This window comes from Spirosoma profusum (genome assembly GCF_014699005.1).
Lineage (GTDB): Bacteria > Bacteroidota > Bacteroidia > Cytophagales > Spirosomataceae > Spirosoma > Spirosoma profusum.
This window is the reverse complement of the sequence record NZ_JACWZY010000039.1, coordinates 15,512-28,843: the sequence shown is the minus strand read 5'-3', so window position 1 is coordinate 28,843 and position 13,332 is coordinate 15,512. Positions and strand designations below refer to the sequence as shown.

Here is a 13,332-nt window from a genome sequence, read left to right as displayed (position 1 = left end):
GTGTACTGCTCAAAAGCAGTTACTGAAGTAAAAGTATAATTATTTTTTGACAACCACAATAAGTTGGCAATATCACTGTTTTACAAACTCGCGGTGATAGGCGGCCCGGTATAGCTCTTCGGGAGGCAAACTCTTGAAGTATTCATACGTAATACGTAGCCCTTCGTCACGCGACACCTTCGGCTCCCATCCCAGAATCGCTTTTGCTTTGGTAATATCAGGCTGGCGTTGTTTCGGGTCGTCCGTCGGCAGTTCTTTAAATACCAGCTTCTGGGTGGTGCCTGTCAGCTTGATAATTTCTTCGCCAAATTCCTTAATCGTAATTTCCGACGGATTACCAATGTTCACCGGATTCACGTGGTCACTCAGGAGCAGTCGATAAATACCTTCTACCAGATCATCGACGTAGCAGAACGAGCGCGTCTGACTGCCATCACCGAAAACGGTCAGGTCTTCGCCACGTAACGCCTGCCCAATGAACGCAGGCAGTACCCGTCCGTCGTTCAGGCGCATCCGGGGACCATACGTATTGAAAATCCGAACGATACGTGTTTCCAAGCCGTGATACGTATGGTAGGCCATCGTCATGGCTTCCTGAAACCGTTTGGCTTCGTCATACACACCGCGAGGGCCAACTGGGTTTACGTTTCCCCAATATTCTTCGTTCTGCGGATGAACGGTAGGGTCACCATATACCTCCGACGTCGACGCAATTAGCACACGAGCACCCTTCACACGGGCCAGACCCAGGCAGTTGTGAATGCCCAGCGATCCCACTTTCAGGGTCTGAATCGGAATTTTCAGGTAGTCGATAGGGCTGGCTGGCGACGCAAAGTGCAGAATGTAATCCAGGTTGCCCGGTACGTGAATAAATTTGGAAACGTCGTGATGATAAAACTCAAAATTCGGCAGATGCCAAAGGTGCTCAATGTTCCGGATATCGCCCGTAATGAGGTTATCCATGACAATCACATGGTATCCTTCTTTGATAAACCGATCGCTCAAATGCGACCCCAGAAAGCCGGCTCCACCGGTAATTAAAACTCGTTTCATCGGAGGGATGGATAATGAATGATGAATGATGAATGATGACTGATGAATGGGCTGGCGCAAGTGGATTGTTGACGCGCCAGCCCATTCATCAGTCATCAGTCATCATTCATCATTCATTGTACATTATTCATTATTTAACGGTTTGCTCAACGGGTGCCAGTACAGCTTCCCGGCCAATGCTGTAGTACGTATAATTGTTTTCCCGCATCTGATCGAGTTCGTATACGTTCCGGCCGTCAAAGATAAGCTTATTCTTCAGCAACAGGTTCATTTTCTCGAAATCGGGCGTGCGAAAGAGTGGCCACTCGGTAATAATCACCAGCGCGTCGGCATCGTCAAGAGCAGCATATTGCGTGTGCGCATACGAAACAGCATTGCCAATTTGCTGGCGAACATTCTCCATCGCTTCGGGGTCATAAACCGTTACTTTGGCTCCCGCATCAAGTAACGCCCGGATGTTATCCAGAGCCGGCGCTTCCCGAATGTCATCAGTATACGGTTTAAACGCCAGTCCCCAAACGGCAATGGTTTTACCACGTAAATCGCCCCCGAAATAATCCAGAACCAGCGGCATCAGTTTGGTTTTTTGCTCGGCATTAACCTCCATCACCGATTTCAACACCTTGAAGTCGTAATCAAAATCTTCGGCGGTTTTAGCCAATGCCTGCACATCTTTCGGAAAGCAGCTACCGCCGTATCCAATACCAGCAAACAGGAAGCGCTTACCAATGCGGCTATCCGTACCGATTCCCCGTCGAATATCGTCGACGTTGGCGCCAGCTCGTTCGCATAGGTTAGCGATTTCGTTCATGAACGTAATCTTGGTAGCCAGAAACGCGTTTGCCGCGTATTTGGTCATTTCAGCCGAACGTTCGTCCATGAAAATAACCGGGTTACCCTGACGTACCAGTGGTGCGTATAGCTTATTCATAACGCTCTTAGCCCGTTCCGATTTGGTGCCAATCACGACGCGGTCGGGCTTCATGAAATCTTCGACAGCCACGCCTTCCCGCAAAAACTCGGGATTCGACACTACGTCGAAATCAACTTTCGCGTTGTCGGCAATGTGAGTGTGCACTTTCTCAGCGGTTCCGACGGGTACGGTACTTTTATCGACAATAACCGCGTACTGACTTAAAATCGGTCCCAGATCGCTGGCTACTTTCAGGATGTATTTCAAATCGGCCGAACCATTTTCGCCCGGTGGCGTTGGTAATGCCAGAAAAATCACTTCGGCTCCTTTGATACCTTCTTCCAGACTCGTCGTAAATAATAGTCGACCTTCTTCTACGTTCCGGTGAAACAACGTTTCAAGACCAGGTTCGTAAATGGGTACTATTCCATTGTTCAGTTTCTCAACTTTTCGCTCATCAATATCAACACACGTAACCTGATTTCCTGTTTCGGCAAAGCAGGTGCCTGTAACGAGGCCCACGTATCCAGTTCCAACAACGGCTAATTTCATATGTGATGTTCAGTAATTTCAGACAGTAATTAATCTAGACCAATTATCGAGTCTATTCTCACAAAAATAGGAGTTTTTTAATAGTCGATATCGGTATGTGTCATTAAGTGATTGATCGGTTCCCTGTTTTAGCTAATTAATATATTTCATACTGACGTATTGACTAAGGCCAAGTCACAATACCATTTTTATAAAAAAATAAATTAATAGTATTCAATAGTTATCATCAGCTAAGCTAAACAGGAATTTATTAAACTAAATTACCTTAAGAGGAATGGCAGGTAAAATCAGAAAATAAGGTTGGTATTCTCCAATAATTTTCCTATATTATCAACTATTACTATCTAACTAAGGTAGTTACTATGTTCACTTTATGACAAACGAAATTGTAGAAAATCAAGAATTAATTGCCCAATCAGTACGTGATTTGAGCGAACGCCTTATTCGCCCAAACATCCGAAAGTGGGATGATGAACAACATTTCCCTGCCGATTTATTTCGCCAGTTAGGTGAACAGGGTCTAATGGGAATGCTCGTACCAGTTGAGTATAATGGTGCTGGACTAGGGTATGCCGAATACGTAACCGCTATTGTTGAAATAGCTCGTGTAGATGGTTCAGTTGGCTTATCCATGGCAGCCCATAACTCACTATGCACCAATCACATATTACTATTTGGAAATCCAGAGCAGAAGCAGACCTATCTACCCCGATTAGCCACCGGCGAGTGGCTGGGAGCCTGGGGACTGACTGAACCCAACACTGGTTCTGACGCTGGTAATATGCGCACTACCGCCGTACGCGACGGTAACGACTGGGTGCTGAATGGTGCTAAGAATTTTATTACACATGGCATAAGCAGCAACGTAGCAGTAGTGATTGCCCGTACCGGCGAACCCAATACAGCGCGGAATGCCACGGCTTTTGTCGTTGAGCGCGGAACACCCGGTTTTTCAGGTGGTAGGAAGGAAGATAAATTGGGAATGCGAGCATCAGAAACAGCAGAAATGCTCTTTCAGGACTGCCGGATTCCCGACAGTCAACGACTTGGTGAAGTAGGAGAAGGGTTCATTCAATCCCTCAAAGTGCTGGACGGAGGGCGTATTTCCATTGCAGCTTTAAGTTTGGGGATTGCACAGGGAGCATACGATGCTGCGCTTGCCTACGCTAAAGAGCGCGAACAGTTCGGTCATCCGATTGCTACGTATCAGGGCATCAGCTTTAAATTGGCCGATATGGCTACAGCTATTGAAGCAGCTCACCTTCTGACCTACCAGGCGGCTGCCTATAAAGACACGGGAAAACCAGTTACCAAACAGGCAGCTATGGCCAAATTATTTGCTTCAGAAACGGCAGTATGCGTTGCGAATGAGGCCGTGCAGATTTTCGGCGGTTACGGCTACACAAAGGATTTTCCGGTGGAGAAATTCTATCGCGATGCTAAACTGTGTACAATTGGTGAGGGAACGAGCGAAATTCAGAAAATAGTGATTTCAAGGCATATACTTATTTGAACCGGGATTTAACGGATTTAGGGATTTTCACGATTTTGTTTTTCGCTTCTTCAAAGCGCTTTATCAATAACAAAATCGTGAAAATCCCTAAATCCGTTAAATCCCGGTTCAGAATTAGACGGCGCTGCTACGTCCCTTAATCAGGGCGGCAATACCCAGAATGATAACGGCACCAACGAAAGCGGTCAGTATTTGATCAATGACTCCGCCATCGCGGCCAAAGATCATGCCACCGACGAAACCACCGGCGATACCGAGCAGAATTTCAACAAGTAAAGAAAACGAAAACCGTTTAAAAACGAGGTCGGCCAGCCAACCGGCAACCGCACCTACCAGGATCGAAACTAAGATTCCCATGATTATTTCTAGTTAGTGTTGAGTAAATAAATTGTTCTAAAAGCAGAACAGATACATAACTAGCGCTTGGTTGACTTTGTTTATCCGAGAATACCAATAACAGCCAACATTCGACCCGTTTGGCCCTTTTCGGCACGATAAGAAAAATAATCAGTGTTATGTTCAATCGTTGAAAATGGCGATACCGCTATTTGTGACGCCGGAATACCAAAATCAATTAATTGCTGCCGATTTGCTCCTTTCAGATCAACACAATCTTTTTTGGTAGTCGGATCAATACGTTTAAAAGCGGAGGCAAACTGCTCGCCCACTTCGGGACCTACTTCGAACGAACACTCATCGATACACGTACCTACGTAAGCGTTGCAATCGGTAGCGACTGTTCCGTACTGATTGTGCATCATGGCGAGTGCTTTCGACACGATTTCTCCAACTGTTCCGCGCCAACCGGCATGAATGGCGGCTACAGCCTGATTGGTACGATCGTAAATCAGAATAGGAACACAATCGGCTACCGTTACACCAACCCATATAGCTGGCTTGTTGGTTATCAGCGCATCATACCCCTCAAAACGTCCCGGCTCGCTAACGACCAAAACCGACGTACCATGCACCTGATACGACGAAGCAACCGAAGCCTCATCCGCACCAATAGCCGCAAAAAATCGTCTACGGTTTTCTGTTACGTTCGCCGGATCATCGTCTGTATTGATTCCCAGATTGAGCGATGCAAACGGCTCCGGACTAACGCCCCCGTGGCGGGTACTTTCGGCCGCCATTACGTTCGGAAAGTCAGAAAATATGGTTGGTTTTGTGTACAGATGTGTTCGTGTTGATTCACCCGTCATAAAGTAGATTACAGTTTTAGTAGTGCTACGTCATTCGCCATTTTGCACCAAAGTATGATACGTTCAGCGGCATTTTTTGGCGAATTTAATGCCTTTTAAAACCACTACGTTGGCGGATTTAGCATGTATTATTTTCCACCCGGACGAGTCGGCCTGACTTCAATTTTGCTGGGCAATGTGCGGGCAGGCATACGTATAAGGTCGGCAACGAGCTGACCGATGTCTTCCGGCTGGATTTTCCACGCATCTTTTTCACTTGGCTGATGATCGTTAAAATACGTAGCGACAGAGCCCGGCATAATCGTCGTTACTTTAATGCCTTCGTTACGTAGGTCGAGCATGACGGCTTGCGTAAATCCGACCAGCCCAAACTTGCTGGCGTTGTAAGCCGCACCTTTCTCAAAGAAATTTGTTCCGGCCAGACTAGCGATGGTAATGAAATAACCCTCCGATTTTTTCAGCGCGTCGAGTGTTGCTTTTGCGGTGTAAAACACACCCGTCAGGTTAATATCAATGGTTTCCTGCCATTGTTCGGGCGTTAATTCCTGAATGGAAGCAAAATGGCCCACGCCGGCATTAGCCACAACGTAGTCGAGTCGACCCCAGGTTTTTACTACGTTCTCTACTGCTTTTTGCTGCGATTCCAGATTACGAACATCAGCGCCTACGCCCAGCGCATAGCCGGGTTTAATTTCATTTAGTTTAGTCGCAGCCAGTTCGGCCGCTACCGACGAGCGGCTGGTGATAGCCACTTTAATGCCTTCCTTGATCAAAACTTCGGCGATACCGTATCCAATACCTTTTGAGCCGCCCGTTATCAGGGCCGTTTTTGTTTCTGTAGTAGCCATATTTACAATTTACTGTTAATCATTTCGTATGTCCGGTGGCGTTTATTTTCGCTCACGAACACTACGTACACCCAAAGACAGTAAACAGCTAACGTAGTGAAAACGTTAGCCACTTTATTTCCATAAATCGTCAAAAATGAAGTAAGCTGAAATAACTGCTCTTTATCTGACCCATTAATAATTCTTTCTAAAACTTGTATTTGATACGTATCATTACGCGTCTCCTTCCAGATTAACATTAAAAAGTGACTAAAACCTACCGCTCCCTCATATAAGCAGTAGTAAGTCAAACCATTACACCAGGGTTTTCTATTTTTGCGAAATAGAAACGAAATCTACACCAAAACATGAAAAAACTGATACTTCTTCTTCTTCTATCGTCAACCGTTCTTGCTCAGCCAGTTGTTTATTTTGGTCAGAAGCAGCCAGATAAGCCTACCACTAATTGCATTACTCCTGCTTTAGAAAAACAAATTCAGGCACAAACGCGAGCCTATCGAGCCGGGGCACGTAGCAAAGCTGTGACCGCAGGTCCCGTACTTTTTGATTGGCCGCTACGTCAGCGAGCCCCGCTCGACTATACGTATTACGGTTTTGTGGCTTTTGTCGATAACAATCCAGCTACAAATGCCATCCTTGATTATAATGGTGGAAATCGCACCTACGACGGCCATACTGGAACAGATATTGGCGTGCAGCCATTTCCCTGGGATATGTTGGATAACAGCCGGGTAGAAGTGATTGCTGCGGCTGCGGGAACAATTATAATTCGTCAGGATGGCAATTTTGATCGTCAGTGCAACCCTAATCCAGCTAATGGCGCTAACATGGTTGTTATTCAACATGAAGATGGTACAACCACTCGCTATCTACATATGAAAAATGGCTCTGTTACGTCCAAAGGAGTCGGCCAGACAGTGCAGTTGGGTGAGTATCTGGGAATTGTAGCTAGTTCAGGAAATTCTGCTGGCCCTCACCTTCACTTTGAAATACGTGACGCCAGCAACAATATTATCGATCCGTTTGCGGGGCCTAGTAACCCAACCACGGCCACCAGCCGCTGGATCGCTCAAAAGCCTTATTGGGACCCTAAAATTGGGCGCTTAATGACTCATAGTGCAGAGCCTGTCTTCATTGCACCATGCACAGCTAACCCAGCAGATGTCACGAATGAAAAGCGTTCATTTGTATCGGGCAGTACGGTGCATTTTGGATTCTTTGGTAGAGATTGGCAACCCAATCAGGTATTCACCATCAAGATCATTCGGCCTGATGGCACTGCGTTTCAAGACTTCCAGTATACTCGTCAAGCCGATTATCTACCTTTTGCCTTTACGGCCAACGCTTTCCCTGAGACATTGCCCAACCCAGCACAAACGGGCCGCTGGAAGTTTCAGATTACTACGTTGGGAATTACAACCGAAACGGTTTTCAATGTCAATACCACCAGCCCCTACGCTGCTACAACAACGCTTTGTTCGGGAAATGGCATAGAATTGACGGCCATGAATGGTGGGCAAAATTTCACGTACCAATGGCGACGTAACGGCAGCGATATCGGCGGAGCTACCAGCGACCGATATACGGCAACACTGGCCGGGGTATATACAGTAGTGGCCACTTTTAATAGCTCATCTTCAGTCAGCGACCCGCTGACTATCACAAGTGCTACGTCGTTAACTACGTTAAAAGCGGGCAATTGGAGCGACCCTACGGTATGGTCATGTGGCCAAATCCCTTTGATTACCAACGCGGTTAGTCTGAATCACCTTATTACTATTCCGACCAGTTTCACCGCAAGAGCGCAGCGGATACTCTTGGGAGCAGGGGGGAAACTTATATACAATGGAAGCGGAAGCGTACAGATTGAACCGTAGCCATCCACACTGTGAAAAATCTTTATACAAAAATTCTGCTCATGTTGACCATATGGGGCAACGTGATAGCACAGCCTGTCCAACAAATGGGCACGCAGCAGTTTGTACACCCCACGGGAACAGCTTGTACACCGCCGGCTACTGTTTTTGCAGCTTCCCGGCTAAGTGCTACAAATGCAGCCACTACTCCGCCCCGGCTTCGGGTCGCCTATATCATCCCATCGAACCGAACTGCACAGGCGAACGCCGTTGCTGATATGCAGTATGTGGTCATGTTGGCGCAGGCCTGGTATCGCGAACAAATGAAACTGAATGGATTTGGAGAGAAAACGTTTGTTTATGAATCCGAGCCGAATTCAAACCGACCGAAAATCAACTTTGTTAACAGTTCCTTCACCGACGACTACATCCGGGCCGACCCATGGGGGCGTAGCATAACAGCTGCCACAAATGGTGGTTTATCGATCTGGGCTCCTAACGAAGTATGGTTCCTGATAGCTGAAACTCATCAGATGAATGCCAACAGCACTGTTGTTGGGGGCATTGCCCTGGGCGCCGGTGGAGGTGGCAGTTCGGGAGGTGTAGCCCTGGTAGGCAGTGACTGGCTCGCATTCTTCAATAAACTCACAGATAATACCCCCTACAACGGTCAGACTCTGCCTGCCCTTGGTCCTTATCAAATGATACAGGACGTAACCTATTCATGGGCCGACGGAAGTACGTTTAGTTCAGCGGCTTCCTCGTTTATTGGGGGCGCACTTCATGAAATAGGGCATGCTTTTGGCTTACCCCATGATCAGCGTAATGATGCCAATCGGTTCGGGAATGTGATGCATAATGGGTTTCGAGGCAGCAGAGGCAGCATTTACCCAGCCCTTTATCCAACCGAACACATGCGGCTGGAGTATGCCGCAGCTCTCTATTTGAATACCAGTCACAAATTCAATCGCAATCAGCGCACTACCGATGCACCAAATGTCAATATAAACACCCCATCTCCCACCACACTGAGCAACGGGCAGTTGGCTATATCGTTTACAGCCTCAGACGCCGACACACTGACATCGGCTTTTTTGATGTATAATGGGGACCGGGTAGCTGAACTATCTTTATTATCGACCAGCATTACTACCCAGTTCATAACACCTTATTACGATCTCGACCAAAGCCGGGAGTACAAAGTTCTGGTGGTTGATAAACAGGGTAACGTCAACGAAGCCACTACCATGCTGACCGTACAGAGTGGTGGTAATCAGGCACCACGCCCTTTCATTTCTGTAGAGGAGCCATCACCAAGAGTAGGCCAGTCGGTTGCGCTGAAAGCATCGAGCAGTTCAGATGGTAACGAACCCCTGAGTAATCTGAGTGTGCAGTGGGATATCAATAACGACGGCACATATGACACAGGCTGGCTCAGCGCATCGTCGCCCCTGAACTTCACCTATCAGGCTGCGGGGAATTATTTAATAAAAGCGAAAGTAAAAGATCAAAACGGAGCAGAATCTATTGGAACCCCTATCACAACACGGGTAAGCAACACCAGCGGATCTTGTCGCTATCTAATTCCTCCATTAATTTCGGGCAATACTCTGATATGCTCCGGCACTTCTACTACGCTGACCGCAAGAGGCTGTCCCGGAACTGTAGTCTGGAGCGGTGGCTCAACGGGCAATCAATTAGTAGTTTCACCTACGGTATCGACAACCTACTCGGCTTACTGCCAATTGCCAGATGGTTGTCAGAGTTTACCGGCCCAGCACCAGGTGGGCCTATTAACTGCGCCCACGAATCTGACAACGATTAAAGTGTATGGGTCGCAGGTGCTGTTAGGCTGGAACCATACGGATGTTACGGGCCCATTTACTGTAGAGTACAAACCTAGCACATCGAGCAGTTGGATTGCTATAACCGGACTTACAGTACCTAGCACCTACATCAATTCGTTAACTAATAACACCGTTTATGACTGGCGAGTAACAATTGGCTGTGTGACATCAGCCGTGGCCAATTTTACGACAAACGCCCAGCCAACCCCACAATACTGTTCGATTTCGTTTTCAAATCCATGTCAGTTTGGTATTGCCATCAAGGATGTAGTTATCGGCGGCACCTATTTCAGTCAGAATTCCGCTTGCAAGCCAAATGGATATGACTTTTCGCTTTACCCCATCAACAATCTTGTGCGTAATCAGACCTACTCGTTCAGTCTGGCACTGGATGGTTATTACAATGGTAGTCAGGCGGCTATCTGGCTTGACTTTAACGGAGATGGGCAGTTTCAGAGCATTGAACGAATATTTACAACTACTCAGGAATTTACAGCACCAATTACTGGATCGTTTCAGATACCAGCCAACAGTCCGCTGCAAACAGCGACTCGCCTACGAATTGTACTGAATTTCAACTCAGCGCCCACGTCGGCCTGCGGAAACTATGGCTATGGCGAAGCTGAAGATTATTTAGTAAATATTGTATCTCCCTGCGTAAACATGGTCACGACAAAAGAGGGTTTATGGAACGACCCTACTGTCTGGACATGTGGGCGAGTACCAACCAATATCGACGCCGTTACACTTGGCCACCTGGTAACGATGCCCAGCAACTATACCGGCCAAGCCTTAACCGTTCAATACACCAACAGTGGCCGATTAGTACTCAATGATGGCGGCAAATTGAAACTGGTCAATTAATTGATTTATAAGGTCAAATTATTACAAATGGCGGTCGGATTTTCTAAAAATCCGACCGCCATTCATGTTATCCTACCAAAAGGTAAAAGCTATAATCGGTCATCGGTGCATCCGTAAGACCAAGCACGCGCCCGATGGTCACTACCTGCCCCCGATGATACGTACTATGATTCAGGCAATGCTGAATAAAGTTGGCGCGGGGTTGGGTTCCCGAAACCCAGGGCGTATCAAATGTTACGTATTCTTGCAACGATTTGTCTGACAACGATTGAATATAGTCCGTAAACGCTTCCGATTGGCTAACAATACCATCGAAAACGTCATCCACTGTACCATTGAAACCATGTAGCCGAAATGAAATAGGCGGCTCAACCTGCTGCACCACAGCCAGCCAGAAACGCTCTGTATCCCAGATGTGAACCAACGTTTCTTTCAAACCCGGAAAACTGGAGGGTACTACTTCGTCCATCAATTCGGCAGATTTTGTTTGCAGCCAATCGACCAGCCGTTTGTTGGCCCAGGCATTATAAGCGGCAAAATCCTGAATTAGCGTGGCTCCAGCGAGCGTCGTTTTTTGTTCGGTTTCGAGTATCATACGATGTTTGGTTTGATAATATAAAGTTAACCTCACCCACTGACAGCCCTATGTCAGTAGTGATTCCGGGAATTAACTTTATTTTCAGCGCTGTTAAGGCCAATACGTAGCAAGGCAAATAGCTCATTGCTAAACCTGTGAGTAATCATTTTTATATTACTCCTTTTACGGATCAAAGCCCGAATACGCCCATGATTCTTCGTTCTATTTTCCTGTTTATCTGCCTGTTGCAAACATATTTCTGTCTGGCTCAGACTATCGCATCGAAAACGTATGTCTGGAAAGATATTCCAGTTGTGAAGAAAGTAACGTCGGAGCAACGCGCCATTCTGGATGGAACCTCCACCGATTTTAGTCACCTCGAAGTACATGCTACGTCTCTCCCTGCCCATCAGAAACCGCACCCCGCCCATAAACACGACGATGAAGAGCTGATTATCATCAAGGAAGGTCAACTTACCGTAACCATCGAAGGAAAAACCAAAACACTGGGACCGGGCAGCGTAGCGCTGATTATGCCCGGCGACGAACACGGTTTTGCCAACAACGGCGACGCTTCGGCAACGTATTACGTTATGCGCTATACGTCGAAAGAGCCCGTTGATCTGGAACGGGGCCGTAAAGCGGGCGGGTCGTTCTGGATCGACTGGAACGACGTAGCATTCAAATCTCACGACAAAGGTGGCATTCGTCGGATGTTCGACCGGGCAACAGCCATGACCAAACGTTTCGAAATGCACGTCACTACGTTAAATCAGGGCTTGTGGAGTCACCCACCCCATACGCATAAAGCAGCCGAGATCCTCCTGATGAAAGAAGATTCGTCGCAGGAAAGTATTGACGGCAAGCTATTTACCGCCACGACGGGCGATCTGATTTTTCTGGAATCGAACGTACCACACGCGCTTCAGAACACGAGCAAGGGGTCTTGCACATACTTCGCCTTTCAATTCGAGTAGAGACTTTATCCCAGACAGCAAGTTGCCGCTTTGGCGCGTGGCGGCCCGTGCCGTCCGATGTCGGGGCCGTTTAATCAACTGGCACAACCAGAATCGTTGGCTTCTGCGCGGGGAAGTTCGGAACGGGTTTTCCGGCCTCGTCAAATGCCTCCCACTGGCTGTTAGCAACGTAGTAAAACTGATTGCCCACCAATACGCCCAGCGTCGGTTCGGTCATGAGCGGGTGGCCGCTTTCTAACGTAACGGTGCGTTCAATGGAAGGCGTTGTTTTGGAGAGATACAACCGCGAAACGCGAAAGGGTTTCCGGCGATTCTGAATGGCAATCAGGCTGTTCCGATAATAATATAATCCGTCAATACCACTCAAATCAGCAGTCTGGGTGCTTGTCAGTCGGGTTACCCGCTTCGTTGCTACGTCAACAGCAAGTGGCCCGTTTCGATAATCTGCTACGTATAACGTTTTGCCGTCTTCGGAAAACGCCAGCCCTTGTAACGAGCGAAATAAACTATCGGTCAGCAGTGGTTTTACGGTTGTTGTGCCAGCCGCCAGATGATACAGCCAGGGCGTGCGGCTATCGGTAGTGTACACATCGCCGTTTTTGGCAATGGTCAAATCGCCCAGCAAATGCCGTTTTCCGTCGGCAGCAACCGGATACGTAGCAACTTTACGTTTGGTACGTAAATCATACGCTACCAGCGCCGTCCGACCTTCTTCGGCGGCCGTTATACCATCAGCCTGCACCAATGCCGAACTACATGCCCATAAAAGCCGACGATCGGGGTCAACTTTCATCCCGAAAACGCCCCATAAACTATCGCTCGAGGCCGAAAAATTCGCTACGTTCCCAGACGCATCATAACTGATAATTCGTCGTTCGCGGACGCTGCTTATGTAAAACGTTTTGGTTTGGGGGTTGTAGGCAAGCCCCTCGGTAATGAGTTCGGATTGGTGTAGCTGAAACGCGATTCGGCTTTTGTGCGCCGTTGAATCTGGCTGTTTTTGCTGCGCTAAAGTTGGCGTAAACAGGCAAACGAACGTAGTAACTAACCCGTATAACGTAGTGATACGTAGCATAAGTGAATCGATTAAAGCTGGCTAAAGTTAACCAGGATTCGCTTATGCTACG

11 protein-coding genes are annotated in these 13,332 nt (G+C 47.5%); 4 read left to right on the top strand and 7 right to left on the bottom strand.

Annotation, left to right across the window (positions count from 1 at the left end; all coding sequences use genetic code 11):
• Nucleotides 1-72: 72 nt before the first annotated feature.
• Together IC229_RS29995 and IC229_RS29990 are read right to left on the bottom strand one after the other, a co-directional pair.
• On the bottom strand, nucleotides 73-1,053 hold the full coding sequence (locus tag IC229_RS29995) for a UDP-glucuronic acid decarboxylase family protein (protein WP_190891843.1): 981 nt from the start codon (nucleotides 1,051-1,053) through the stop codon (nucleotides 73-75).
• 130 nt (nucleotides 1,054-1,183) lie between these two features.
• On the bottom strand, nucleotides 1,184-2,518 hold the full coding sequence (locus IC229_RS29990; protein ID WP_190891842.1) for a UDP-glucose dehydrogenase family protein: 1,335 nt from the start codon (nucleotides 2,516-2,518) through the stop codon (nucleotides 1,184-1,186).
• A gap of 373 nt (nucleotides 2,519-2,891) precedes the next feature.
• Here IC229_RS29990 and IC229_RS29985 point away from each other — a divergent pair, with 373 nt between their 5' ends.
• Nucleotides 2,892-4,031 carry an acyl-CoA dehydrogenase family protein gene (locus tag IC229_RS29985; RefSeq protein WP_190891840.1) on the top strand — a complete coding sequence of 380 codons (1,140 nt, stop codon included), beginning with the start codon at nucleotides 2,892-2,894 and terminating at the stop codon, nucleotides 4,029-4,031.
• Nucleotides 4,032-4,145: 114 nt separating this feature from the next.
• Here the strand turns inward: IC229_RS29985 and IC229_RS29980 are convergent, their stop codons facing one another.
• The 3 genes from IC229_RS29980 to IC229_RS29970 form a co-directional block, all read right to left on the bottom strand.
• Complete coding sequence (locus IC229_RS29980) at nucleotides 4,146-4,388, bottom strand: GlsB/YeaQ/YmgE family stress response membrane protein (RefSeq protein ID WP_190891838.1); 243 nt, start codon at nucleotides 4,386-4,388, stop codon at nucleotides 4,146-4,148.
• A gap of 80 nt (nucleotides 4,389-4,468) precedes the next feature.
• A complete protein-coding gene (pgeF, locus tag IC229_RS29975; RefSeq protein ID WP_190891837.1) occupies nucleotides 4,469-5,236 on the bottom strand; it encodes a peptidoglycan editing factor PgeF in 768 nt (255 codons plus the stop codon).
• A 128-nt stretch (nucleotides 5,237-5,364) separates the two neighbouring features.
• Complete coding sequence (locus IC229_RS29970; protein WP_190891835.1) at nucleotides 5,365-6,084, bottom strand: SDR family oxidoreductase; 720 nt, start codon at nucleotides 6,082-6,084, stop codon at nucleotides 5,365-5,367.
• Nucleotides 6,085-6,431: 347 nt separating this feature from the next.
• Here IC229_RS29970 and IC229_RS29965 point away from each other — a divergent pair, with 347 nt between their 5' ends.
• Together IC229_RS29965 and IC229_RS29960 are read left to right on the top strand one after the other, a co-directional pair.
• Complete coding sequence (locus IC229_RS29965; RefSeq protein ID WP_190891833.1) at nucleotides 6,432-7,961, top strand: peptidoglycan DD-metalloendopeptidase family protein; 1,530 nt, start codon at nucleotides 6,432-6,434, stop codon at nucleotides 7,959-7,961.
• An 11-nt stretch (nucleotides 7,962-7,972) separates the two neighbouring features.
• Nucleotides 7,973-10,651, top strand: coding sequence for a GEVED domain-containing protein (locus IC229_RS29960; RefSeq protein WP_190891832.1), 2,679 nt, complete (start codon nucleotides 7,973-7,975; stop codon nucleotides 10,649-10,651).
• Nucleotides 10,652-10,718: 67 nt separating this feature from the next.
• Here IC229_RS29960 and IC229_RS29955 read toward each other — a convergent pair whose 3' ends face one another.
• Nucleotides 10,719-11,246: a DinB family protein gene (locus IC229_RS29955; RefSeq protein WP_190891831.1), complete on the bottom strand. Its 528-nt coding sequence runs from the start codon at nucleotides 11,244-11,246 to the stop codon at nucleotides 10,719-10,721.
• 191 nt (nucleotides 11,247-11,437) lie between these two features.
• Here IC229_RS29955 and IC229_RS29950 point away from each other — a divergent pair, with 191 nt between their 5' ends.
• Nucleotides 11,438-12,205, top strand: coding sequence for a cupin domain-containing protein (locus tag IC229_RS29950; RefSeq protein ID WP_190891830.1), 768 nt, complete (start codon nucleotides 11,438-11,440; stop codon nucleotides 12,203-12,205).
• A 70-nt stretch (nucleotides 12,206-12,275) separates the two neighbouring features.
• Here IC229_RS29950 and IC229_RS29945 read toward each other — a convergent pair whose 3' ends face one another.
• The gene (locus IC229_RS29945) at nucleotides 12,276-13,280 is read right to left on the bottom strand and encodes an SMP-30/gluconolactonase/LRE family protein (protein WP_190891829.1); all 1,005 of its coding nucleotides are present in this window, start codon (nucleotides 13,278-13,280) and stop codon (nucleotides 12,276-12,278) included.
• Nucleotides 13,281-13,332 lie beyond the last annotated feature (52 nt).

Coding starts and splice junctions, on each gene's coding strand:
- IC229_RS29995 (WP_190891843.1), bottom strand. CDS start 1,053: ATGAAACGAGTTTTAATTACCGGTGGAGCCGGCTTTCTGGGGTCGCAT.
- IC229_RS29990 (WP_190891842.1), bottom strand. CDS start 2,518: ATGAAATTAGCCGTTGTTGGAACTGGATACGTGGGCCTCGTTACAGGC.
- IC229_RS29985 (WP_190891840.1), top strand. CDS start 2,892: ATGACAAACGAAATTGTAGAAAATCAAGAATTAATTGCCCAATCAGTA.
- IC229_RS29980 (WP_190891838.1), bottom strand. CDS start 4,388: ATGGGAATCTTAGTTTCGATCCTGGTAGGTGCGGTTGCCGGTTGGCTG.
- pgeF (WP_190891837.1), bottom strand. CDS start 5,236: ATGACGGGTGAATCAACACGAACACATCTGTACACAAAACCAACCATA.
- IC229_RS29970 (WP_190891835.1), bottom strand. CDS start 6,084: ATGGCTACTACAGAAACAAAAACGGCCCTGATAACGGGCGGCTCAAAA.
- IC229_RS29965 (WP_190891833.1), top strand. CDS start 6,432: ATGAAAAAACTGATACTTCTTCTTCTTCTATCGTCAACCGTTCTTGCT.
- IC229_RS29955 (WP_190891831.1), bottom strand. CDS start 11,246: ATGATACTCGAAACCGAACAAAAAACGACGCTCGCTGGAGCCACGCTA.
- IC229_RS29950 (WP_190891830.1), top strand. CDS start 11,438: ATGATTCTTCGTTCTATTTTCCTGTTTATCTGCCTGTTGCAAACATAT.
- IC229_RS29945 (WP_190891829.1), bottom strand. CDS start 13,280: ATGCTACGTATCACTACGTTATACGGGTTAGTTACTACGTTCGTTTGC.